Source organism: Methylobacterium tarhaniae (assembly GCF_001043955.1).
Taxonomy (GTDB): Bacteria; Pseudomonadota; Alphaproteobacteria; order Rhizobiales; family Beijerinckiaceae; genus Methylobacterium; species Methylobacterium tarhaniae.
Genome location: NZ_LABZ01000030.1, coordinates 1 through 22,303, shown reverse-complemented (window position 1 = coordinate 22,303; position 22,303 = coordinate 1). Strand labels below are relative to the sequence as shown.

Below are 22,303 nucleotides of genomic sequence, written 5' to 3'. Positions count from 1 at the left end.
CACCGATAGAACCCTGCCGGATCGATGGGGACAGCGGGCGCTCTCGGCCAAGTGCGATTTCAGGAGAGGCAAACCAATATTTGGGACAAGGCGGATCGCCCAGGCGCAGAACGCGCGGATGCGGCCACGTCTTGGGGGCGATCATCGCCCCCGCCGCGTCACCGCATGAAGCGGACGGCCTGTGGCTCTAGAGCATCACCCGTGACGCTTCGATGTCGGCCGCCATCCCCCCGCACGCTCCCCGTCTCGTCCCCCGGTTCCAGGCCGGGATCAGGCCCCCGCAAGGGAAGCCGCAACCGCCTCCAGAGCGGCCTCGGCCGCCGCGCCGTCGGGACCGCCGGCCTGGGCCATGTCACGGCGCCCGCCGCCGCCCTTGCCGCCGAGCCGCTCCGACCCCGCCCGCACCAGGGCGACGGCGTCGAACCGGCCGGTCAGGTCCTCGGTCACGCCGACGACGAGGCCGGCCTTGCCGTCCGGCGCCACCCCGACGATCGCCACGATCCCGGAGCCGAGCCGCTTCTTGCCCTCGTCGGCCAGGCTCTTGAGGTCGCGCATCTCGACCCCTTGCACGACGCGTGCCATCAGCTTCGTGCCGGCGACCTCGCGCACGCCGTCATCGGCGGCGGCGCTGCCGCCCCCGCCCATGGCGAGCTTGCGGCGCGCATCCGCCAGTTCGCGCTCCATCCGGCGGCGCTCCTCGAGGAGGCCCGCCAGGCGCTCCGGCGCCTCGGCGACCGGAACCTTGAGCAGGCCGGCCAGCGCGGCGAGCTGGCGGCTCTCGCCGGCGAGGTGGCGGCGGGCGGCGTCGCCCGTCATCGCCTCGATCCGGCGCACGCCGGCGCCCACCGCGCTGTCGCCGAGGATCGTCACCACGCCGATATCGCCGGTGCGCCCGACATGGGTGCCGCCGCAGAGCTCGACCGAGAAGGTCTTGGGCCGGCCGTCGGGGGCGGTGTCGCGGCCCATCGAGACCACGCGGACCTCCTCGCCGTACTTCTCGCCGAACAGCGCCCGGGCGCCCGACGCGATGGCGTCGTCGACCGCCATCAGCTTCGTCACCACCGGCTCGTTCTGGAGCAGCACCCGGTTGGCGATCTCCTCGACCCGGGCGAGCTCCTCGGCCTCGATCGGCTTCGGATGGCTGATGTCGAAGCGCAGGCGCTCAGGCGCGACGAGCGAGCCCTTCTGGGCGACGTGGTCGCCGAGCACCTGGCGCAGGGCCTCGTGCAGAAGGTGGGTGGCCGAGTGGTTGGCGCGGATCGCCGAGCGGCGCCCGTGATCGACCTTCAGCTCGACCGGCTGGTCGAGGCTCAACGCGCCCTCCTCCACCGCGACGTGGTGGACGAAGAGGTCGCCGAGCTTCTTCTCGGTCGCGGTGACGCGAACCTTGAGACCCTGGCCCGTGACGGTGCCGGTATCGCCGACCTGGCCGCCGGACTCGCCGTAGAACGGCGTCTGGGTGACGACGAGCAGGCCCTCCTCGCCGGCCCGGATCGCCTCGACCTCGGCGCCGCCGCGCACGAGCGCCGTGACCACGGCCTCGGCCTCCTCGGTGTCGTAGCCGAGGAACTCGGTGGCGCCGGTGCGCTCGCGCAGGCCGTACCACAGGGTCTCGGTGGCGGCCTCGCCGGAGCCCGACCAGGCGGCGCGGGCGGCGGCGCGCTGGCGCTGCATCGCGGCCGTGAAGCCGTCGGTGTCGACGCCGATGCCGCGGGACTTCAGCGCGTCCTGGGTCAGATCGAGGGGGAAGCCGTAGGTGTCGTAGAGGGTGAAGGCGGTCTCGCCCGACAGGCTCTGGCCTTCCGAGAGGTCGCGGGTCTCCGCGTCGAGGATCGACAGGCCGCGCTCCAGCGTGCGGCGGAAGCGGGTCTCCTCCAGGCGCAGGGTCTCGGCGATCAGGCTCTCGGCCCGCACCAGCTCGGGGTAGGCCTGGCCCATCTCGCGGACCAGCGTCGGCACCAGCCGGTACATCATCGGGTCGCGGGAGCCGAGGAGCTGGGCGTGGCGCATGGCGCGGCGCATGATCCGGCGCAGCACGTAGCCGCGGCCCTCGTTGCTCGGCAGCACCCCGTCGGCGACGAGGAAGGACGAGGCGCGAAGGTGGTCGGCGATCACCCGGTAGGAGGCGGTCTGCTTGCCCTCCGGCGCCCGGCCGACCTGATGCGCCACGGCGTCGATCAGGCTGCGGAACAGGTCGGTGTCGTAGTTGCTCTTCACCCCCTGGAGGATCGCCGCCATGCGCTCCAGGCCCATGCCGGTATCGATCGAGGGCCGCGGCAGGTCGACCCGGTTGCCCGGCTCGATCTGCTCGTACTGCATGAACACGAGGTTCCAGAACTCGAGGAAGCGGTCGCCATCCTCCTCCGGGCTGCCGGGCGGGCCGCCCCACAGCTCCGGGCCCTGGTCGATGAAGATCTCCGAGCACGGCCCGCAGGGGCCGGTATCGCCCATCTGCCAGAAATTGTCGGAGGTGCCGATGCGGATGATGCGGTCGTCGGAGAACCCGGCGATCTTGCGCCACAGGGTGGCGGCATCCTCGTCGTCGGCGTAGACGGTGACGAGCAGCTTCTCGGGCGAGAGCCCGAACTCCTTGGTGACGAGGTTCCAGGCCAGCTCGATCGCCAGCGGCTTGAAATAGTCGCCGAACGAGAAGTTGCCCAGCATCTCGAAGAAGGTGTGATGGCGCGCGGTGTACCCGACATTGTCGAGGTCGTTGTGCTTGCCGCCGGCGCGCACGCATTTCTGCGCCGTGACGGCGCGCTGGTAGGGCCGCTTCTCGACGCCGGTGAAGACGTTCTTGAACTGCACCATGCCGGCGTTGGTGAACATCAACGTCGGGTCGTTGCGCGGCACCAGCGGCGAGGACGGCACCGCTTCGTGGCCGTGCTTGGCGAAGTAGTCCAGGAAGGTGGACCGGATCTCGTTGACGCCACTCATGGGAAGAATCGTCTCTGCGGAAGGCGGGCCGGGCGAAGGGCGGGCTGACAATACGGCGCACCGGCGGGCGGCCCGCGGATGCATCCGCGTGTCTTTAGTCACGCGCCTCCCCCATGTCGAGGCAGGGCTGAGCCGCTATCTGAGCCGGAGCAAGCGCGGCCGCCGGCCCGCCCGGCAGGACCCACGCCGTCATGACCGAAGACATCCGTCTCCTCGCCTTCTCGGCCGCCCTCGGCTTCGCCCACATCGTGGCGGCCTCCGCCGCCGGGCTCGGGCAACGCGGCGGGCTCACCTGGGCGGCGGGCAACCGGGAGAGCGAGGGCGAGGTCACCGGCGCCGCCGCCCGGCTCCAGCGCGCGTCGAAGAACTTCTTCGAGACCTTCCCGCTCTTCGCCGCCCTGGTGCTGGCCGCCGCCGTCTCAGGGAGGCAGGGCGGCGCGGTGGCATGGGGAGCCCAGCTCTATTTCTGGGCCCGCCTCCTCTACCTGCCGATCTACGGCTTCGGCATCCCGTGGATCCGCACGCCGGTCTGGGGCGTGGCGGTCGTCGGCATCGGCTTCGTGTTCGCGGGGTTGTTCGGCTGGGCGGGTCCGGGCGCGCCGTAACGGCGAACGAGGTATCCGAGGACCGGAATAGGCGCAGGTTCGTCCTCTCCCCCGCAACGAAGTCGGGCTTGCCCGACTTCGTCCGTCACTTGCAGATCCCGGGCGAGCCCGGAATCTGTCGGGGAAAGGGGAAGCCGGCTCCTCTTCTTTCCCCGCACAGCCCCGCACAACGAGAAGGACCGCCGCGCTCTTCGCGCGGCGGCCCCCCATGTCTCCTCGACTTGACCCCTCGGGTCAGGCCGACCCCTCGTCGAGGTCGTCCGCGGTCGGGGTTGCGTTCTCCAGGATCTTGTCGGCGACGAGACCCGAATTCTGCCGGATCGAGGCCTCGATCTTGTTGGCGATGTCCGGGTTGTCGCGCAGGAAGCCCTTCGAGTTCTCGCGGCCCTGGCCGAGGCGCTGGCTGTCGTAGGAGAACCAGGCGCCCGACTTCTCGACGATGCCGGCCTTGACGCCGAGGTCGATCAGCTCGCCGACCTTCGACACGCCCTCGCCGAACATGATGTCGAACTCGACCTGCTTGAACGGCGGCGCCACCTTGTTCTTGACCACCTTGACCCGAACGCTGTTGCCGATCGGCTGGTCGCGGTCCTTGAGGGTCGAGATGCGCCGGATGTCGAGGCGCACCGAGGCGTAGAACTTCAGCGCGTTGCCGCCCGTCGTGGTCTCGGGGCTGCCGTACATCACGCCGATCTTCATCCGGATCTGGTTGATGAAGATGACCATGCAGTTCGAGCGCGAGATCGAGCCGGTGAGCTTGCGCAGGGCCTGGCTCATCAAGCGGGCCTGGAGGCCCGGCTGCTGGTCGCCCATCTCGCCCTCGATCTCGGCCCGCGGGGTGAGCGCGGCCACCGAATCGACCACCAGCACGTCGATGGCGCCGGAGCGCACCAGCGTGTCGGTGATCTCGAGGGCCTGCTCGCCGGTATCGGGCTGCGAGATCAGCAGGTCGTCGAGGTTGACGCCGAGCTTGCGGGCATAGACCGGATCGAGGGCGTGCTCGGCATCCACGAAGGCGCAGACGCCGCCCTTCTTCTGGGCTTCGGCGATGGTGTGGAGGGCGAGCGTGGTCTTGCCGGAGGATTCCGGCCCGTAGATCTCGATCACGCGCCCGCGCGGCAGGCCGCCAACGCCGAGCGCGATGTCGAGGCCGAGCGAGCCGGTCGAGACGACCTCGACCTCCTGCACCTTGTCGCCCTTGCCGAGCCGCATGATCGAGCCCTTGCCGAAGGCGCGCTCGATCTGGGCGAGGGCGGCGTCGATCGCCTTCGACTTGTCTTTGTCCATGGTCGGGTTTTCCACCAGTCGCATCTGGGGCTGAGCCATCTCGGCGGGTCCTTATGGCAGGAGGGGCGGCAAGTCTCAATCGCGCGGCTGGGATTTATGTACCTGTTTTGTTCTCATTCGGCAAGGGGCGGTAGGGAATTTGCACCGGCGTTCCGGCCGTGTGAGGCCGCGCGTCCGGGGATGTTTCGTGGTGCGGGCCACGGACATCCGGCCGCGCGGGGCCGTCGGGTCCCCTCCCCCGCAAGCCCTTCCGGCCCGGCTGCGCCGATCGGGCGGGTCGCTCCCTTGCGCCCGCCGCCCGGTCCGAATGCGGGACGAGCGGCGGGCCGGCCCGTCCTCAGGCCGCCTCCGTCCAGCTCTCCAGGAACCAGGCATAGACCGAGCGGATCCCGTCCCGCAGCGGGATGCGCGGCGCCCAGCCCATCGACCGGAGCGTCTCCGCGCTCATCAGCTTGCGCGGCGTTCCGTCGGGCTTGCTCGGATCCTTCGCGATCCGCCCGCGGAAGCCGACGACCTCGGCGACGATCTGGGCCAGGTCGTAGATCGCGATGTCGGTGCCGGAGCCGACATTGACGTGCCGGTCGCCGGAATAGGTCTCGAGCAGGAACACCAGCGCGTCGGCGCAATCGTCCACGTGCAGGAATTCCCGCCGCGGCGAGCCGGTGCCCCAGATGACCAGCTCGTCGTCGCCGCGCAGCTTGGCCTCGTGGGCCTTGCGGATCAGCGCCGGCAGGACGTGGCTGCTCGTCAGGTCGAAATTGTCCTCCGGCCCGTAGAGGTTGGTCGGCATCGCCGAGATGAAGTCGCAGCCGTGCTGGCGGCGATAGGCCTGGGTGAGCTTGACCCCGGCGATCTTGGCGACGGCGTACCACTCGTTCGTCGGCTCGAGCGTGCCGGTCAGCAGGGCGTCCTCGGTGATCGGCTGGGGCGCGAATTTCGGGTAGATGCAGCTCGAACCGAGGTGGAGCAGCTTCTCGACCCCGAACCGGCGGGAGGCCTCGACCACGTTCCCGGCGATCATCAGGTTGTCGTACAGGAAGTCGGCCGGATAGGTGCTGTTGGCCATGATGCCGCCGACCCGGGCGGCGGCGAGCACGACGGCGTCGGGACGCGCCTGCGCCATCCAGGCCTCGGTGTCGGCCTGACGCGTGAGGTCGACGGTGCGGCGATCGACGGTGAGGATTTCGCAGCCCTCGCCGGCCAGGCGGCGCACGACCGCGCTCCCGACCATGCCCCGATGCCCGGCGACCCAGACGCGCTTGCCCGCGAGCGGGTAATGGTTCTTATCCGACATGGCGACGCTGCTCCTGGGCGAGGGCCGACAGGTCGTGGCGGACCATGTCCTCGCAGAGGTCCCGCCACGTCGTCTCGTGGGTCCAGCCGAGCTTCTCGCGGGCCTTGGTCGGATCGCCGATCAACAGGTCGACTTCGGTCGGCCGGAAGTAGCGCGGATCCACCTCGACGAGGACGCGCCCGGTCCGGGCGCAGAGCCCCCGTTCCTCGATGCCGTGGCCCGACCAGTCGAGGGCGATGTCGGCTTGCGCGAAGGCCTCCGTGACGAAGTCGCGGACCAGGGTCGTCGTCCCGGTCGCCAGCACGTAGTCGTCGGGCTCGTCCTGCTGCAGCATCAGCCACATGCCGCGGGCATAGTCGCGGGCGTGGCCCCAGTCGCGGCGGGCGTCGAGATTGCCGAGGTAGAGCTTGTCCTGCCGGCCGTGCCGGATCGCCGCGACCGCGCGGGTGATCTTGCGGGTCACGAAGGTCTCGCCGCGCAGCGGGCTCTCGTGGTTGAACAGGATGCCGTTGGAGGCGTGTAGGCCGTAGGCCTCGCGGTAGTTCACCACGATCCAGTAGGCGTAGAGCTTCGCGGCCGCGTAGGGGCTGCGGGGATAGAACGGCGTCGTCTCGCTCTGCGGGACCTGCTGGACCAGCCCGTACAGCTCGGACGTCGAGGCCTGGTAGAAGCGCGTCTTCCTCTCCAGGCCGAGGATGCGGATCGCCTCGAGGATCCGCAACGTGCCGATGCCGTCGGCATTGGCGGTGTATTCCGGCGTCTCGAAGCTGACCTGGACGTGGCTCTGTGCCGCCAGGTTATAGATCTCGTCCGGCTGCACCTGCTGGATGACGCGGATCAGGTTGGTCGAATCGGTCATGTCTCCGTAGTGGAGCACGAAGCGCTGATCGTGATCGTGCGGATCCTGGTACAGGTGCTCGATGCGCCCGGTGTTGAACGACGACGACCGTCGCTTGATCCCGTGGACGATGTAGCCCTTCTGCAGCAAGATCTCCGACAGGTAGGCACCATCCTGCCCCGTCACGCCCGTGATCAAGGCTACTTTCTTCGATCGATCAATTTTCATAGGCCGCCCGTTGAATTACGTACGTATTTCCACAATTGTATTGGAAATACGACTTCTAAGGCAACCCAGAAGACCCGAATTGGATGCACACGACATCTTGACGCATCGACTCGTGTCGATGACGAGAAAATTTCAATACGTATTTTTCACCATCAGTATTCTGCACGAATGCGGCGCACCGCCGCGGTCGATGCAAGGACAGGCGTGCACGGCATCGGCGCTGCGGCGACCGTCATGGCAGGCCCATGCCCTCGTCTCACCACGTCGTTCCGCGGCCGCGCCGCGGAGCCCGAATTCCGGATGCACGGATGGTTTCAGAACAGGGCGGACGGCGCTCCACACCGCGTGCCACATCGCCTGCGCCTCGGCATCCGAGGCTCCGCTGCGCGATCCCGGAACGACCTGGCGGCCGTCCCGGATCTGCCGCTCGACGGAACCGGCATCAGAGCCGGTAGCGGATCTGGTCGGTCCAGAACCGCTCGAGGCGGGCCAGCGCCTGGTTGAGGCGGCCGAAATCGTCCTCGGAGATGCCGCCGATCGGCTGGATCGTCTTGGCGTGCTTGTCGTAGAGCCCGCGGACGATCTCGTGCACCTCGCGGCCCTTGTCGGTGAGGCTGATGCGCACCGAGCGGCGATCGGTCTTGGAGCGGGCGTGGTGCAGGTAGCCGGCCTCGACCAGCTTCTTGACGTTGTACGAGACGTTCGAGCCGAGATAGTAGCCGCGGGTGCGCAGCTCGCTCGCGGTCAGCTCCTTGTCGCCGATGTTGTAGAGCAGGAGAGCCTGGACGCTGTTGACGTCCTCGCGGCCGCGGCGATCGAACTCGTCCTTGATCACGTCGAGGAGCCGGCGGTGCAGGCGCTCGACCAGGTGGAGGGCCTCGAGGTAGTGGGGGCGGACGGCGGTCTCGGTCTCGGGAGCGGAGATCGTCTGCGCCACCTTCGTCGCCTGGGTCTTCATCGGAACGCCTCACTCTGTCCGGGGATGCTCGGCGGTTTCGTCCCGCTCCGCTTATGGGTTCAAATTAGGCGGACCCCGTGAATGTGAGTTTAAACGACAGGATAAATTCTCGATTTACCTCTGTCGGTAAACCGAAGATGAACCTGATCGTTCACTTCCGAGAAAGGTTGAGGCTCAGCGTAGTTCGCGCGAGGCGAGCCAGGAGACCGTGAAGTAGACCAGAATGATCATGCCGTCGAAGGCGAGGCTGGGCAGCGACATCGGCAGGAGCTGCGGGGTGAGCAGGGCGAGCACCATGGCGGAGGTGGCGGCAAGCAGCCAGACCACCCCGCCCCAGGCGGTGGCGAGCCACAGGCCCACCGCCGCCAGCAGGTTGATGACCCCGAAATAGACGATCACCGCCTGGCGGCCGATCGGCGCGGCCTCGAACGGCGCGGCGTTGGGGCGGGCGCCGAGGATCTCGGCCCAGGCGCTCAGGCCCTTCACCATCCAGACCACGGCCACGACCCGCATCAGCCAGACCAGGACCACGTCCCAGCGCGTCTCGGGCCTCGGGGCCCGGCGCTCGATGCGGTCGGCGACCTCCTCGGGCCTGGCCCGCCGGGGAGCGCCCCGGACCTTGCTGAGCGAGCGCATCGGTCAGGTGAAGCTCGGCTCGCCGGCCATCGGCGCGAAATGGGCCTCGACGTCGTCCGGCCGCACCGCCTCCAGGGTGGCGGGCTGCCAGTCCGGCCGGCCGTCGCGGTCGATCAGCACCGAGCGGACGCCCTCGTAGAAGTCGTGCCCGCGCAGGATCCGGCACAGGATGCGGTATTCGAGCCGCATCGCCTCCGGGAAGGACAGGCCGGCACCGCGGCGCATCTGCGCCAGCGCCAGGGTCAAGCTGGTGGGCGAGCGGGTCCGGATCGTCGCGGCGGATGTCTGGGCGAACGCGGACCCGACGGAATCGAGGCGCGCCAGCACCTCTGCGACGCTGTCGGCCGAGAAGCAGAAGGCGATCAGCGCCCGCTCGGCGTGGAGCGGCCCGGGGGCCGGCATCGCGTGCGCGCCGATCGCCGCCTCAATCGGCCCGCCCTCGCCGAGCGCGTCGCGGATCGCCGCGAAACGGGCGGCGGGTGCGGCGTGGGTGGCCAGCCCGAAGGCGAGGACGTCGCCTTGGCCGATCCGCTCGCCGGTGAGCGCGAGATAGGTGCCGGCGCAATCCGGAAGCCGCGGCAGGGCGTAGGTGGCGCCGACGTCGGGGAAGAAGCCGATCCCGGTCTCGGGCATCGCGAAGGCCGTGCGCTCCGCCGCCACCCGGTGCGAGCCGTGCAGCGACACGCCGACGCCGCCGCCCATCACGATGCCGTCGATCAGCGCGACATAGGGCTTGGGGTAGCGCTGGATCAGCGCGTTGAGCTCGTATTCCTCGCGGAAGAAGGTCTCGGCCTGCACGTAATGCCCGGCGCGCCCCTCCTCGTGGATGCGGCGGATGTCGCCGCCGGCGCAGAAGGCGCGCTCGCCGGCGCCCTGCACCACCACCCGGGTCACCGCCGGATCCGCCGCCCATGCGTCGAGGGCCCTGCGCATCGCGCGCACCATCTCGAGGGTGAGGGCGTTGAGCGCCTTCGGCCGGTTGAGGGTGATGAACCCGGCCGCGCCCCGCCGCTCGCACAGAACCGCGTCGTCCGCTGTCACGCCCGCGTCGCTCATGATCCGCCTCCCGGTTAAAGGCGGTTAACCGGGCTCAACCCGCCGCGTCAACGGCATCGGGCGGCCGAGCCTGCCTCGTCCAGGGCCGCTCGCGGCCCTGCCATGCATGCGCGTCCCGCCTCCGGACCTCTGCCAGGGTTCTGGCGCCTGCCGGACTGTGCTACCTGCGGATTGGACGAATTCGACGTGGAACCGGCCCGGCACGGAGCGGGCCACCAGGAGGCCCGACCCCGGATGTCGCAGATCCAGCCGATGCCCCGGCCGCTCGCCCGGGAAGCCGCCCGGACGGAGCCGGCCTCCCTCGCGCTCACCCAGCGCCCCCGGCGCAACCGCAAGGCGGAATGGTCGCGCCGCCTGGTGCGCGAGACGACGCTCACCGTCGACGACCTGATCTGGCCGATCTTCCTCATCGAGGGCGAGAACCGGCGCGAGCCCGTGGCCTCGATGCCGGGCGTCGAGCGCCTCTCCGTCGACGAGGCGGTGCGGGCGGCCGAGCGGGCCGCCGCGCTGCGCATCCCGGCGCTCTCGTTCTTCCCCTTCGTCGAACCGTCCTTGCGCGACGCCACCGGCTCCGAGGCGCTCAACCGCAACAACCTGGTCTGCCGCGCCGTGCGGGCTGTGAAGAAGGCGGTGCCGGAGATCGGGATCATCACCGACGTCGCCCTCGACCCCTATACCAGCCACGGCCATGACGGCCTTCTGGAGGACGGGGTGATCGTCAACGACGAGACGGTGGCGCTCCTCGTCGAGCAGAGCCTGATCCAGGCCGAGGCCGGCACCGACGTGATCGCCCCCTCCGACATGATGGACGGGCGGGTCGGGGCGATCCGGGCCGGGCTCGACCGGGCCGGGCACCGCGACGTGCAGATCATGACCTACGCGGCGAAATACGCGAGCGCCTTCTACGGCCCGTTCCGCGACGCGATCGGCACCAACGCCACGCTGGTGGGCGACAAGCGCACCTACCAGATGGATGCCGGCAACACCGACGAGGCCCTGCGCGAGGTCGCCCTCGACCTCGACGAGGGCGCCGACTCGGTGATGGTGAAGCCGGGCATGCCCTATCTCGACGTGATCCGCCGGGTGAAGGAGACGTTCTCGGTCCCGACCTTCGCCTACCAGGTCTCGGGCGAGTACGCGATGATCGCGGCGGCCGCCCAGAACGGCTGGCTCGACGGCGAGCGCGCCATGATGGAGAGCCTGGCCGCCTTCAAGCGCGCCGGCGCCGACGGCATCTTCACCTACTTCGCGCCGCGGGTCGCCGAGCGGCTGCGCCAAGGGTGAACCTGACACCAACGGTGAACCTGACACCAAGGGTGAGGGCGAGAGCGGGGGCGGGCCTCGGGCTCACGATCCTGGTCGCGGCCCTGGCTGGCCTCGGCGCCTGCTCGGGCAGCCACGACGCCGAGCAGGCCCGGATCTGCCGGCGCGCCCTGCCGACCCTGGTGCCGGAGGGCGCCCGCATCACGGTGCGGCGCGAGGCGGCCGGGCCGCAGGAGCGCAGCATCCGCATCGACTTCGTGCAGGAGCGCGAGGGCCGCAGCCCGCTGCCGCGCTACGCAATCTGCCAGTTCTCGGGGATGAGCCGCACCGACCTGTCGGGGCTGACGAGCGACCGCGGCCCGATCGGCGGCGCGGCGCTCTACCTGCTCAAGCACTACTATCTCGACACGCCGGACGCGGCGCTCGCCGAGCCGGGGTCGGGCTGACGCGATCGCCGGTTTTGCGACAAAAATCTGCGACAGAACAGCAACCTGAGCGGGCGACGCGTCGCCCGCCAATGCCTCGCCCGCCAATGCCTCGCCCGCTTAGCGTGATCTCGTCCCGGAGGTCGTCTTGAGCCAACACTACGCCATCACCCCCGACGACGTGGTCCGGGCCGCCCACACGGTCCGCGGCCACGTGCTGCGCACGCCGCTCGTGCCGGCGCCGCGCCTGTCGGAGCTCACCGGGGCGCGGGTCCTCGTCAAGCACGAGAACATGCAGGCAACCGGCGCCTTCAAAGAGCGCGGGGCAGTCAACCGCCTGAGCGCGCTCACGGAATCGGAGCGCCGCCGCGGCGTGGTGGCGATGTCGGCCGGCAACCACGCCCAGGCCGTGGCCTACCATGCGAAGCGCCTCGGCATCCCGGCCACCATCGTGATGCCGGCGACGACCCCGCTGGTGAAGGTGGAGAACACCCGCGCCCACGGCGCCACCGTGGTGCTGGAGGGCGAGACCCTGGTCGAGTCGGCCGCCGCGGTCGACAGGCTGGTCGAGGCGCACGGCTTCGTGCTGGTCCACCCCTACGACGATCCCCTGGTGATGGCCGGCCAGGGCACGATCGCCCTCGAGATGCTGGAGGATGCCCCCGACCTCGACTGCCTCGTGGTGCCGATCGGCGGCGGCGGGCTGATGAGCGGGATCGCGATGGCGGCGAGCCTGCGGCCGCGTGTGTCGCTCGTCGGCGTCGAGGCCGCGCTCTACCCCTCCTTCCTCAACGCCATCGACGGGCAGGACCGCCCGATCGGCGGGCCGACCCTCGCCGAGGGCATCGCCGTCAAGACCGTCGGCCGCCTGACCCTGCCGATCATCCGCGACCTCGTGCGCGAGATCGTCCTCGTCGACGAGCCGCAGATCGAGCGGGCGGTACACGACTATGCGACGCTCCAGCGCAGCCTCGCCGAGGGCGCGGGGGCGGCGGGCCTCGCGGCCCTGCTGGCCCGGCCCGATCTCTTCGCCGGCCGGACCGTCGGCCTGGTTCTGTGCGGCGGCAACATCGACGCCCGCCTGCTCGCCTCGGTGATGGTGCGCGAGCTGGAGCGCGAGGACCGCATCATCTCGTTCCGGATGACCGCGAGCGACCGGCCCGGCGTGCTCGGCCGGGTGGCCGGGCGCCTCGGCGAGCTCGGCGCCAACATCCTGGAGGTCTCGCATGGCCGCCTGCACCTCGACGTGCCGGCCAAAAGCGTCTCGATCGACGTCACCATCGAGACCCGCGGCCCCGGCCACACCGCCGAGATCCTCGACACGCTCGGCCGGGAAGGGCTGGAGCCGCGGCGGATCGGGCCGCACGGGAACGCGGCGACGGGGGGATGACCCCGTCGCGCGGGATTGCCGGTTCAGCGCGACTGTTCCCGCGTCACCAGGGTGCGGCCGGGCGCGGCCTCCTGCTTGTCCTGGTAGAGCGGGATCACGGCCCTGAGCCAGGCCCGGGTGTCGCGGCCGCCGTAATTGCGGTCGATCACGTCGCGGGTGACGAAGGCCTGGAGGTTCACCGGGCCGAAATTGTACCCGACCAGCCCACCCACTGCGATCTGTCCCTGGGAGCGATAGCCGGCGACGCCCGCCGGCAGGTCGGTGGAGGCGAAGGCGACCGCGCCGACCTGCCACTTGCCGAACTTCTTCGTCGCGGTCAGGTCCAGGTTCATGTAGTCGGGATAGGTCGCGACGCCGGGCGGCGGCCGGTCGCCGAGGAAGTGGCCGTAGAACAGGTGCCCGGTCAGGTTCCAGTCGTTGCCGACGTAGCTGAGCGCGAAGCGGTGGGTCAGGGACGGGGCCTGGGTCGTGAAGCCCGTCTGGCTCGGGAAATAGCCGCCGAGCAGGTAGCTGAAGCCGACATCGCCGCCGAGATCCCAGGCGAGCTGGCCGGCCAGCAGCGGTTGGCCGACTCCGCTCTGCCAGGCGCTGTTCTGAGGGCCGACCGCCGAGTACGGCACGCCGGCGAAGAGTTGCACCCGCCCGCCGAGGAGATCCCACGGCGTCGCCCAGGCCAGGGTGACGGTGTTGACGTTGAGGGGCGTCACGCCCGGGGCGGTGTCGCGGACGCCGAAATTCGACGCGGTGATCAGGTACAACCCGTGCGGGATCTGGGCGCCGACGGGCAGGCCGACCGACTGCCCGGGCTGGGCGGCGGAGCCGGCTGCGGCCGGGCCCGCCCCGGCGAGGCAGCACGCCGCCCCGGCGAGGCCGGCGGCCGCCCGACGACGCAGGGCGCGCGACCTCGCACCTGACGCCACTCCCCGCCGGAACGCCTCGCGGGCGGCGTCCTGGCGCAGCAGGCCGGTCAGCGCGATGCTTCGGCCCGTCCCGGAGTCTTCGTTGCTAGAGTTTTCTTGTAGAAAGCCTTCTTCCCCAGAGTTTTGGCGCCAAGCCTTCCAGTCAGGCGTTCCCATGCAGGCTTCCCCATGTTCTTGTTGCCGCTCTCACGGCTTGATTGTCATTTTATAAGACGGCTTGTTAGATCTATAACACAACGCCCATCTCACCACGGCCACATGTGCTCGTGACGACACGAGGTAGTCAACGCTGAAATATTCTTAGATGCCATGGATGAATTGATCTCGGAGCAACGTTTGCTGCGATATCCTGCGTCGTCGGCGCTCCTGCTCGCACCAGGCCGGCACCGCCAGCGGGACGCCCGCCGCCCGGGCGCAGCCGCGCCTGGACGATGATGCGACGGCGACCCGTCTCGACCCTCGGGTCCCGGCGGCGCCCGGGCCGGCGACGCCGGGATGCGGCGGCTCAGCGGCGCCCCGGCTGCACCGCCCAGGCCGGCACGCCGGAGGTGCGCGGCAGGAGCCTGGCGCCCTGATCGGCCATCATCGGGGCGCCGAGCAGCTGACCGGTGCTGCGCTTCTGCCAGTGGGAGGAGCGCGGGTCGTGGTAGGGATGGTGGACGTAGCTGCTCATATGGGCGCCGCCCGCCGGCATCCGCCCGCCGCCCCCGCCATCGGCCCGGGCCGCCCCGGGGGCGGCGAGGAGAGGGAGCGCCAGCGTGGCGGCGACGAGCGTGGTGAGCGCGAATTTCGTCATGGATGTCGTCCTCGATCCGAGGCGCGGTCCCTGCTCGCAGGAACCCGCCCGCTTCCATATCGAGAGACTGAAATAGAAGAATATTTATTGATGTGCGCACCCGCACACCAAGTCTATCATGATTTAATCCAGCTAACTCTACAGCAAGGTGCGCAAGGGCACGCGGCGGACCGAAGGCCGGAACCATCCGCGATGACGCAGGTGCGAGATCGCCTGGAGGAGAGCCGTGCCCGCGGCGGCACCCTTGAGCCGGAGCGCGGCCGCGCCCACCTTATCGGCGGGCGAACAGGCAGAGGCGGAAGCGATGGCGAATTCCTGGCAAGGCGGTCCCTCTCCGGGCCACTCCTATCAGCAGGGCACCATCCCGCCGGGCGGGCCGGGCTGGGCCGGACCGCCGGTGCTGGTGGCGCATGGCTCGCTGTCGCGGCGCTTCATGGCCTACCTGCTCGACATTGTGTTCATCTTCGGCTTCAGCTGCCTGTTGTGGCTGGCGATCTCGTTCCTGGGGGTCATCACCTTCGGGGTCGCCTGGGTGCTGTACGCGATCCTGCCGGCGAGCGGCATCATCTACAGCGCGATCACCGTCGGCGGGCCGCGCCAGAGCACCCTCGGCATGCGGATGCTGGGCCTGCGGGCGGTGCGGGCGACGACCGGTGCGCCGGTCGACTGGATCACGGCGGCGGTGCACGCGCTCCTGTTCTACGTCGCGCTGTCGACCTTCCTGCTCTGGCTCCTCGACATCGGCATCGGCCTGCTGCGGGCCGACCGGCGCATGGGTCACGACCTCGTCATCGATCTCGCGGTGGTGCACGACGCGTGAGGGCGCAACCTTCTGCGTCCCATTGCGCTTAAATCCCAGGATTTCGCACCGGCGCGGCCGTAGCCTGTTGAGGCGGGCCGCGCCGGTGCTATCCTCCCCTCCCCGGCCCACAGGCCGGTCCCTGCCTGCGAGCACGACGAAGCGTGACCAGCCATCCGCGGGATGCACCGCAGTTCTACCTCACGGCGCCCTCGCCGTGCCCCTACCTGCCTGGGCAGCAGGAGCGGAAGGTTTTCACGCACCTCGTCGGCCGGCGCGCCCGCGACCTCAACGAGATCCTGACGCAGGGCGGCTTCCGCCGCTCGCAGACCATCGCCTACCGGCCGGCCTGCGAGACGTGCCGTGCCTGCATCTCGGTGCGGGTGGTGGTGGACGACTTCAAGCCCAGCGACAGCCAGCGCCGGGTGATCAAGCGCAACCGCGACCTCATCGGCCAGGCCCAGGCCAACCGGCCGGCCTCGGAGCAATACGCCCTCTTCCGCCGCTACCTCGACGCCCGCCACGGCGACGGCGGCATGGTCGACATGACGGTGCTCGACTACGCCATGATGGTGGAGGACAGCCACGTCGAGACCCACCTGGTCGTCTACCGGAGGCGCGGGCCCGACACGGCGATCAACGGCCGCGGCACCGGCTCGCCCATCGCCGTCTGCCTCACCGACGTGCTCGCCGACGGGCTGTCGATGGTCTACTCGTTCTACGATCCGGCGGAGGCCGACCGTTCGCTCGGCACCTTCATGATCCTCGACCACATCGAGCGCGCCCGCAGCCTCGGCCTGCCCTACCTTTACCTCGGCTACTGGGTCGAGGGCTCGCGCAAGATGCAGTACAAGGCGAAGTTCACACCCCAGGAACGGCTGATGCCGAACGGCTGGGCCCGGGTGGAAGAGACCTGAGCGGGCCCGTCGCCGGGATCCGTTGGCGACAAGACCTGTCGCCATCGGCCACGGGTCGGACCCGTCATCTGTTCGGATCTTCAACCCGTCCGATGAAACCTTGACCGACTTGCTCCGGCCCGGGCCCATGGCGGTGCCGAAGCGGCGCCGTGACGTCGCAGGCGCTCGAGGTTGCCGCGGGCGCTCAAGAGTGGCCGCTCCCCTCCCCTTCCTTGCCTTCTCGCCTTCCTTGCCTTCTCGCCTCGCATCCCATAGCCGTCGCGGCAACCGACCCACCCGTGAGCAGGAGCCCCGACGATGATCCCCCGCTACAGCCGGCCCGAGATGACGGCGATCTGGTCGCCGGAGACGCGTTTCCGGATCTGGTTCGAGATCGAGGCCCATGCCACCACGGCGCTGGCCGAGCTCGGCGTGGTGCCGAAAGAGGCCGCGGAGACGGTCTGGGAGAAGGGCCGCGACGCGGTGTTCGACGTCGCGCGCATCGACGAGATCGAGCGCGTCACCAAGCACGACGTGATCGCGTTCCTGACCCATCTCGCCGAGATCGTCGGGCCCGAGGCGCGCTTCGTCCACCAGGGCATGACCTCGTCGGACGTGCTCGATACCTGCCTCAACGTGCAGCTCGCCCGCGCCGCCGACCTGCTCATCGCCGATATCGACGGGCTCCTCGCCGCGCTCAAGCGCCGGGCCTTCGAGCACAAGCTCACCCCGACCATCGGCCGCTCGCACGGCATCCATGCCGAGCCGGTCACCTTCGGGCTCAAGCTCGCCCAGGCCTATGCCGAGTTCGAGCGCGCCCGCGCCCGCCTGGTGGCGGCGCGTGAGGAGGTCGCGACCTGCGCCATCTCGGGGGCCGTCGGCACCTTCGCCAACATCGACCCGCGGGTCGAGGAATACGTCGCCGAGAAGATGGGCCTGACCCCCGAGCCGGTCTCGACCCAGGTCATCCCGCGCGACCGCCACGCGATGTTCTTCGCGGTGCTCGGCGTCGTCGCCTCGTCGATCGAGCGGCTGGCGATCGAGGTGCGCCACCTGCAGCGCACCGAGGTGCTCGAGGCGGAGGAGTACTTCTCCGAAGGCCAGAAGGGCTCCTCGGCGATGCCGCACAAGCGCAACCCGGTGCTCACCGAGAACCTGACCGGCCTCGCCCGCATGGTCCGCGCCTACGCGCTGCCGGCGATGGAGAACGTCGCGCTCTGGCACGAGCGCGACATCTCGCATTCCTCGGTCGAGCGGATGATCGGCCCGGACGCCACCGTGACCCTCGATTTCGCGCTCGCCCGTCTCACCGGCGTGGTCGACAAGCTGCTCGTCTACCCCGAGCAGATGCAGCGCAACCTCGACCGGCTCGGCGGCCTCGTCCACTCGCAGCGGGTGCTGCTGGCGCTGACCCAGGCCGGCGTGTCGCGCGAGGACGCCTACCGCCTGGTCCAGCGCAACGCGATGCCGGTCTGGCGCGGCGAGGGCGACTTCCTCACCCTGCTCCAGGCCGACAAGGACGTGACGGCGGCGCTCAAGCCCGAGGCGATCGCCGAGTGCTTCGACCTCGGCTACCACCTCAAGCACGTCGACACGATCTTCCGGCGCGTGTTCGGCTCGGCAGCCTGATCGCGCGCCGCGCGGTCTGCTGAAAAGTCCCGGGGCTCACCCTGCGGTGATCCCCGGACCAATCGCAGGGCCGTCAGACCCGCGCCCGCGGATCGTGCCGGCCCAGCCGCTCCAGCAGGAAGTCCACCTCGGCCTTGGCCGTCGCGGACAGGCCGCCGCCGGGCTTGCGCTGGGCGTCGGAGGCCAGGATGCCGCGGCGCATCAGCACGTATTTGCGCACGGCCAGGCCGAGGCCGGGCTGCTGCTCGTAGCGCAGGAGCGGCAGGTGGGCGTCGAAGACGTCGTGGGCGCGCTCGCGCTCGCCGGCCGCCGAGAGGCGCACCACGTCGACCAGCATCTCCGGGAAGGCGTAGCCGGTATTGGCGCCGTCGGCCCCGCGCTCGCACTCGAAGTCGAGGAAGAGGCCGCCATTGCCGCACAGGATCGAGAGCGGCCGCAGCGAGCCGTCGCGCTGGAAGGCCCGGAGCGCCGAAATCTTCTCCAGCCCCGGCCAGTCCTCGTGCTTGAGCATGACGCAGTTCGGATTGTCGGTGACGATGCGGCGGATCACGCCGGGGGTCATCACCACGCTCAAGGTCAGGGGATAGTCCTGGATCACGAACGGCACGTCGGCCCCGATCACCTCGGCGGCCTGGGCGTAGTAGCCGACGATCTGGTCGTCGGTGCGTAAGGAAGGCGGCGGCGCGATCATCACGGCGGCGGCGCCCGCATCCATCACCGCGCGGGTGAGCGAGCCCATGGCGGCGAAGCCCGGGGCCGAGACGCCGATGACGACCGGGAGCCGGGTGCGCCGGATCACCCGCGAGGCCACCGCCACCGCCTCCGCGCCGTCGAGCTTGGGCGCCTCGCCCATGATGCCGAGCACGGTGAGGCCGGTGGCACCGATCTCGCCGTAGAAATCGGTCATCCGGTCGATCGAGGCCTCGTCGATGCGGCCGTCCGGGTGGAACGGGGTCGGGGCGATGGGGAAGACGCCCTTCGCGTCGGGGGTGAGCCGCATGTCGTTTCCTCTCGGTGTCGCCGGACGATAGGTCGGGGCGGCGGCCCCGCGCAACCGCCGCGCGCGCCGGCCGCCTGCACGAATCATGCAAGGCCGGGCGGCCGGAATCACGCTTGCCGCCGGGCGCCGAGCGGTGCTTCAAGGGCGGCTTGTTCGTGACCGGCCGCGCCGTCGGCCCCGCGAGAGGAAGACCCGCATGTCCCGCATCGTCTACGTCAACGGCCGCTTCGTGCCCTTCGAGGAGGCGACGATCCCGATCATGGACCGCGGGTTCCTGTTCGCCGACGGGATCTACGAGGTGAGCGCGGTGCTGAACGGGCGCCTCGTCGACAACGAGGCGCATCTCGCCCGCCTCGACCGGTCGCTGGGCGAGATCGGCATCCGCAATCCCCACACCATCGCCGAATGGACGCGGCTCGAGGAGGAGCTGGTCACCCGCAACGCCCTCGAGGAAGGCCTCGTCTACATGGAGGTGACCCGCGGGGTGGCCGAGCGCGACTTCGCCTTCCCGCCCGAGGGCACGCCGCCGACCGTGGTGATGTTCACCCAAGCCAAGAACGTCTCGGCGAACCCGCTCGCCGAGCGCGGCGCCAAGGTCATCTCGGTCGAGGACCTGCGCTGGAAGCGCCGGGACATCAAGTCGGTCGCGCTGCTCGCCCAGGTTCTGGCCAAGCAGCAGGCGGCCGCCGCCGGCGTCGCGGAAGCCTGGATGCACGAGGACGGCTTCGTGACCGAGGGCGGCTCCTCCACCGCCTTCATCATCACCGAGGACGGCCGCATCGTCACCCGCCCGCTCTCGACGGCCTTGCTGCCGGGCATCACCCGCCGGGCGGTGATGCGGCTCGCCGAGGAGAACGGCCTGACGGTGGAGGAGCGCGCCTTCACGATCGACGAGGCCCTGGCCGCCTCCGAGGCGTTCTTCACCTCGGCTTCCGCCTTCGTGATGCCGGTGGTCGAGATCGACGGCAAGCGGGTCGGCGGCGGCCAGCCCGGCCCGATGACCCGGCGCCTGCGTGACCTCTACCTCGATATGGCGAAGGCCGGCTGAACCGAGACCGGCCGAGCCCGAGGCCAGCCAAGCCTAAGGCCAGCCGAACCCAAGCAGGGCCGGAACCCACGGGAGCCGGCCCGGTTTCCCTGAGGAGACCCATCCTTGGGAGAAACCCGATGTCCAAGCTGATGCGCGGCGGGTTGGCCGTGCTGGCGATCGTCGCCGGCGCCACCGCCGCTCTCGCCCAGTCGCCCGAAGTGCCCTTGAAGGGGCGCGACCGCGACCCGAACCTGCCGCCCCTGAACCAGACCATCCCCGAGAAGGTGCGGCCGGGCGACGCGACCTCGAATGCCGACAAGACCGACACCACCGGCTCGACCCTGAGCGACCGACTCCAGCAATCCGACGGCGTCATCAAGCCGCCGGCCACCGGCGCCCCCGACATGGCGGTGAGGCCGCCGGACCCGACCCCGAACTCGACCCCGGTGATCAAGCCGGGCGAGCTGCCGGGCCAGGGCCCGAACACGCAGGCGAAATAGAGCCGGCACCTCCGCGCATGGCCCATCCCTCGGGCGTCGCTTGATTTCCCGGCCCGGATCGCCGAAGAGCGCATACGCGTGACACCATTCGCAGCCGATCAGCCCCGCGCCTCGTGCGCCGGGGCTTTTCGCGCGGCGGGCAGGGACGGGTATTGTGATATGACGAACGTCGTCGTCGTGGGCGCCCAGTGGGGCGACGAGGGCAAGGGCAAGATCGTCGACTGGCTCTCCGAGCAGGCCGATGTCGTGGTGCGCTTCCAGGGCGGGCACAATGCCGGCCACACCCTCGTCATCGACGGCGTGACCTACAAGCTGTCGCTGCTGCCCTCGGGCGTGGTGCGCGGCGGCACGCTCTCGGTCATCGGCAACGGCGTGGTGGTCGATCCCTGGCACCTCGTCGAGGAGATCGCCCGGATCGGCCAGCAGGGCGTGGCGATCACGCCCGAGAACCTGCGCATCGCCGACAACGCGACCCTGATCCTGCCGCTGCACCGCGAGCTCGACCATTTCCGCGAGACCTCGAACGCGGTCCTGAAGATCGGCACCACCAAGCGCGGCATCGGCCCGGCCTACGAGGACAAGGTCGGCCGCCGGGCGATCCGCGTCGTCGATCTCGCCGATGCCGAGATGCTGGACGCCAAGATCGGCCGCTTGCTCGCCCACCACAACGCCCTGCGCCGGGGCCTGGGCATCGAGGAGATCGACGGCGCGGCGCTGAAGGCCGAGCTGCTCGCCATCGCGCCGAAGATCCTGCCCTTCGCCGACACGGTGTGGTCGCTCCTCGACGATGCCCGCCGCTCCGGCAAGCGCATCCTGTTCGAGGGCGCGCAAGGCGCGCTCCTCGACGTCGACCACGGCACCTACCCCTACGTCACCTCGTCCAACATCGTGGCGGCGCAGGCCGCCACGGGGTCGGGCCTCGGCCCGGGCGCGATCGGCTACGTGCTCGGCATCGTCAAGGCCTATACCACCCGGGTCGGCGAGGGGCCGTTCCCGACGGAACTCACCGACGCGATCGGCGAGCGGATCGGCGAGCGCGGCCGCGAGTTCGGCGTCGTCACCGGGCGCAAGCGCCGCTGCGGCTGGTTCGATGCCGCCCTCGTGCGCCAGACCGTGCGGACCTCGGGCATCGATGGCATCGCGCTGACCAAGCTCGACATCCTGGACGGATTCGACACCATCCAGATCTGCACCGGCTACCGTCTCGACGGCCGCGAGATCGACCACCTGCCGGCGAGCCAGGCCGACCAAGCCCGGGTCGAGCCGATCTACGAGGCCTTCGAGGGCTGGAGCGAGACCACCGCGGGCGGCCGCTCCTGGGCCGACCTGCCGGCCCAGGCGATCAAGTACGTGCGCCGGATCGAGGAGCTGATCGGCGCGCCGGTCGCGCTTCTCTCGACCTCGCCGGAGCGGGACGACACCATCCTGGTCCACAACCCCTTCGAGGATTGAGGGGAATCCAGCGCGCACGAAGGCGGGCGAAGCTTGACGCCCGCCGCCTCGCACGACAAGGCATGCGGCGACCATGGCCGATTACTATCCCCTGCTCGCCCGCGCCCTCGAGGCCCTGCCCGACCGCTCGCCCGACATGCGGCACACGGTCTACGAACGCGCGCGCGCGGCGCTGATCGGCCAGCTCCGCTCCCTCGATCCACCTTTGTCGGAAGCCGATATCGAGGCGGAGCGGGTCTCCCTCGACCGGGCGATCGCGCGGCTCGAGATCGAGCATGGCGGCCAGCCGGAGCCCGCGCCCCCGGAGCCGCCGCAGGAGGCTTCCGCGCCGCGGGAGGCATCGGAGCCGCCCCCGGAGCTGCCC

At 70.1% G+C, this 22,303-nt stretch carries 20 protein-coding genes and 1 pseudogene; 11 read left to right on the top strand and 10 right to left on the bottom strand.

Annotation, left to right across the window (positions count from 1 at the left end; all coding sequences use genetic code 11):
- Positions 1-270: 270 nt before the first annotated feature.
- Positions 271-2,937: an alanine--tRNA ligase gene (alaS, locus tag VQ03_RS05625; protein WP_048449890.1), complete on the bottom strand. Its 2,667-nt coding sequence runs from the start codon at positions 2,935-2,937 to the stop codon at positions 271-273.
- Positions 2,938-3,128: 191 nt separating this feature from the next.
- Between alaS and VQ03_RS05620 the strand changes: the two genes are divergently transcribed.
- On the top strand, positions 3,129-3,542 hold the full coding sequence (locus VQ03_RS05620; RefSeq protein ID WP_048449889.1) for an MAPEG family protein: 414 nt from the start codon (positions 3,129-3,131) through the stop codon (positions 3,540-3,542).
- A 234-nt stretch (positions 3,543-3,776) separates the two neighbouring features.
- Here the strand turns inward: VQ03_RS05620 and recA are convergent, their stop codons facing one another.
- From recA to VQ03_RS05590, 6 genes are all read right to left on the bottom strand, one after another.
- Entirely contained in the window at positions 3,777-4,868 is a 1,092-nt protein-coding gene (recA, locus tag VQ03_RS05615; protein ID WP_048449888.1) for a recombinase RecA, read from the bottom strand.
- Positions 4,869-5,166: 298 nt separating this feature from the next.
- A complete protein-coding gene (gene fcl, locus VQ03_RS05610; RefSeq protein ID WP_048449887.1) occupies positions 5,167-6,123 on the bottom strand; it encodes a GDP-L-fucose synthase in 957 nt (318 codons plus the stop codon).
- Entirely contained in the window at positions 6,113-7,189 is a 1,077-nt protein-coding gene (gene gmd, locus VQ03_RS05605) for a GDP-mannose 4,6-dehydratase (RefSeq protein WP_048449886.1), read from the bottom strand. Before gmd ends, fcl begins: the two co-directional genes overlap by 11 nt.
- Positions 7,190-7,631: 442 nt before the next feature.
- Positions 7,632-8,147 (bottom strand): transcriptional regulator LdtR, encoded by a 516-nt coding sequence (ldtR, locus tag VQ03_RS05600; RefSeq protein ID WP_048449885.1) that lies wholly within the window; start codon positions 8,145-8,147, stop codon positions 7,632-7,634.
- Between the two features lie 174 nt (positions 8,148-8,321).
- Positions 8,322-8,783, bottom strand: a complete 462-nt coding sequence (locus tag VQ03_RS05595) for a DUF6163 family protein (protein ID WP_048449884.1) — start codon at positions 8,781-8,783, stop codon at positions 8,322-8,324.
- Between the two features lie 3 nt (positions 8,784-8,786).
- Positions 8,787-9,839 carry an enoyl-CoA hydratase/isomerase family protein gene (locus tag VQ03_RS05590; protein ID WP_048449883.1) on the bottom strand — a complete coding sequence of 351 codons (1,053 nt, stop codon included), beginning with the start codon at positions 9,837-9,839 and terminating at the stop codon, positions 8,787-8,789.
- Positions 9,840-10,073: 234 nt separating this feature from the next.
- Here VQ03_RS05590 and hemB point away from each other — a divergent pair, with 234 nt between their 5' ends.
- From hemB to VQ03_RS05575, 3 genes are all read left to right on the top strand, one after another.
- Positions 10,074-11,123, top strand: coding sequence for a porphobilinogen synthase (gene hemB, locus VQ03_RS05585; RefSeq protein WP_048449882.1), 1,050 nt, complete (start codon positions 10,074-10,076; stop codon positions 11,121-11,123).
- A 32-nt stretch (positions 11,124-11,155) separates the two neighbouring features.
- The gene (locus VQ03_RS05580; RefSeq protein ID WP_245291978.1) at positions 11,156-11,548 is read left to right on the top strand and encodes a hypothetical protein; all 393 of its coding nucleotides are present in this window, start codon (positions 11,156-11,158) and stop codon (positions 11,546-11,548) included.
- Positions 11,549-11,675: 127 nt separating this feature from the next.
- Positions 11,676-12,917, top strand: a complete 1,242-nt coding sequence (locus VQ03_RS05575) for a threonine ammonia-lyase (RefSeq protein ID WP_048449881.1) — start codon at positions 11,676-11,678, stop codon at positions 12,915-12,917.
- 23 nt (positions 12,918-12,940) lie between these two features.
- Here VQ03_RS05575 and VQ03_RS05570 read toward each other — a convergent pair whose 3' ends face one another.
- Positions 12,941-13,837, bottom strand: a complete 897-nt coding sequence (locus VQ03_RS05570) for a transporter (RefSeq protein WP_425350033.1) — start codon at positions 13,835-13,837, stop codon at positions 12,941-12,943.
- 505 nt (positions 13,838-14,342) lie between these two features.
- Complete coding sequence (locus VQ03_RS05565) at positions 14,343-14,633, bottom strand: hypothetical protein (RefSeq protein WP_048449880.1); 291 nt, start codon at positions 14,631-14,633, stop codon at positions 14,343-14,345.
- A gap of 304 nt (positions 14,634-14,937) precedes the next feature.
- Here VQ03_RS05565 and VQ03_RS05560 point away from each other — a divergent pair, with 304 nt between their 5' ends.
- The 3 genes from VQ03_RS05560 (at position 14,938) to purB (ending at position 17,957) form a co-directional block, all read left to right on the top strand.
- Positions 14,938-15,453 carry an RDD family protein gene (locus VQ03_RS05560; RefSeq protein WP_048449879.1) on the top strand — a complete coding sequence of 172 codons (516 nt, stop codon included), beginning with the start codon at positions 14,938-14,940 and terminating at the stop codon, positions 15,451-15,453.
- 143 nt (positions 15,454-15,596) lie between these two features.
- Positions 15,597-16,349, top strand: coding sequence for an arginyltransferase (locus tag VQ03_RS05555; protein WP_048449878.1), 753 nt, complete (start codon positions 15,597-15,599; stop codon positions 16,347-16,349).
- Between the two features lie 297 nt (positions 16,350-16,646).
- On the top strand, positions 16,647-17,957 hold the full coding sequence (purB, locus tag VQ03_RS05550; RefSeq protein WP_048449877.1) for an adenylosuccinate lyase: 1,311 nt from the start codon (positions 16,647-16,649) through the stop codon (positions 17,955-17,957).
- Between the two features lie 73 nt (positions 17,958-18,030).
- Here the strand turns inward: purB and VQ03_RS05545 are convergent, their stop codons facing one another.
- Positions 18,031-18,957, bottom strand: a complete 927-nt coding sequence (locus VQ03_RS05545) for a dihydrodipicolinate synthase family protein (protein ID WP_048449876.1) — start codon at positions 18,955-18,957, stop codon at positions 18,031-18,033.
- Positions 18,958-19,153: 196 nt separating this feature from the next.
- On the opposite strand from VQ03_RS05545, the gene VQ03_RS05540 reads away from it, so the two are divergent.
- From VQ03_RS05540 to VQ03_RS05525, 4 genes and pseudogenes are all read left to right on the top strand, one after another.
- Entirely contained in the window at positions 19,154-20,005 is an 852-nt protein-coding gene (locus tag VQ03_RS05540; protein WP_048449875.1) for a D-amino-acid transaminase, read from the top strand.
- A gap of 119 nt (positions 20,006-20,124) precedes the next feature.
- Positions 20,125-20,487: a hypothetical protein gene (locus VQ03_RS05535; protein WP_048449874.1), complete on the top strand. Its 363-nt coding sequence runs from the start codon at positions 20,125-20,127 to the stop codon at positions 20,485-20,487.
- Between the two features lie 159 nt (positions 20,488-20,646).
- Entirely contained in the window at positions 20,647-21,939 is a 1,293-nt protein-coding gene (locus VQ03_RS05530) for an adenylosuccinate synthase (RefSeq protein WP_048449873.1), read from the top strand.
- A gap of 73 nt (positions 21,940-22,012) precedes the next feature.
- Positions 22,013-22,303: pseudogene (locus tag VQ03_RS05525) on the top strand (histidine kinase); the annotation flags it as partial.

What these genes read in the sequence shown, in the direction of transcription:
- fcl (WP_048449887.1), bottom strand. Translation starts at nt 6,123, where the DNA reads ATGTCGGATAAGAACCATTACCCGCTCGCGGGCAAGCGCGTCTGGGTC.
- VQ03_RS05620 (WP_048449889.1), top strand. Translation starts at nt 3,129, where the DNA reads ATGACCGAAGACATCCGTCTCCTCGCCTTCTCGGCCGCCCTCGGCTTC.
- VQ03_RS05560 (WP_048449879.1), top strand. Translation starts at nt 14,938, where the DNA reads ATGGCGAATTCCTGGCAAGGCGGTCCCTCTCCGGGCCACTCCTATCAG.
- VQ03_RS05530 (WP_048449873.1), top strand. Translation starts at nt 20,647, where the DNA reads ATGACGAACGTCGTCGTCGTGGGCGCCCAGTGGGGCGACGAGGGCAAG.
- ldtR (WP_048449885.1), bottom strand. Translation starts at nt 8,147, where the DNA reads ATGAAGACCCAGGCGACGAAGGTGGCGCAGACGATCTCCGCTCCCGAG.
- VQ03_RS05545 (WP_048449876.1), bottom strand. Translation starts at nt 18,957, where the DNA reads ATGCGGCTCACCCCCGACGCGAAGGGCGTCTTCCCCATCGCCCCGACC.
- VQ03_RS05535 (WP_048449874.1), top strand. Translation starts at nt 20,125, where the DNA reads ATGTCCAAGCTGATGCGCGGCGGGTTGGCCGTGCTGGCGATCGTCGCC.
- recA (WP_048449888.1), bottom strand. Translation starts at nt 4,868, where the DNA reads ATGGCTCAGCCCCAGATGCGACTGGTGGAAAACCCGACCATGGACAAA.
- purB (WP_048449877.1), top strand. Translation starts at nt 16,647, where the DNA reads ATGATCCCCCGCTACAGCCGGCCCGAGATGACGGCGATCTGGTCGCCG.
- VQ03_RS05540 (WP_048449875.1), top strand. Translation starts at nt 19,154, where the DNA reads ATGTCCCGCATCGTCTACGTCAACGGCCGCTTCGTGCCCTTCGAGGAG.
- VQ03_RS05565 (WP_048449880.1), bottom strand. Translation starts at nt 14,633, where the DNA reads ATGACGAAATTCGCGCTCACCACGCTCGTCGCCGCCACGCTGGCGCTC.
- VQ03_RS05595 (WP_048449884.1), bottom strand. Translation starts at nt 8,783, where the DNA reads ATGCGCTCGCTCAGCAAGGTCCGGGGCGCTCCCCGGCGGGCCAGGCCC.
- VQ03_RS05590 (WP_048449883.1), bottom strand. Translation starts at nt 9,839, where the DNA reads ATGAGCGACGCGGGCGTGACAGCGGACGACGCGGTTCTGTGCGAGCGG.
- hemB (WP_048449882.1), top strand. Translation starts at nt 10,074, where the DNA reads ATGTCGCAGATCCAGCCGATGCCCCGGCCGCTCGCCCGGGAAGCCGCC.
- alaS (WP_048449890.1), bottom strand. Translation starts at nt 2,937, where the DNA reads ATGAGTGGCGTCAACGAGATCCGGTCCACCTTCCTGGACTACTTCGCC.
- gmd (WP_048449886.1), bottom strand. Translation starts at nt 7,189, where the DNA reads ATGAAAATTGATCGATCGAAGAAAGTAGCCTTGATCACGGGCGTGACG.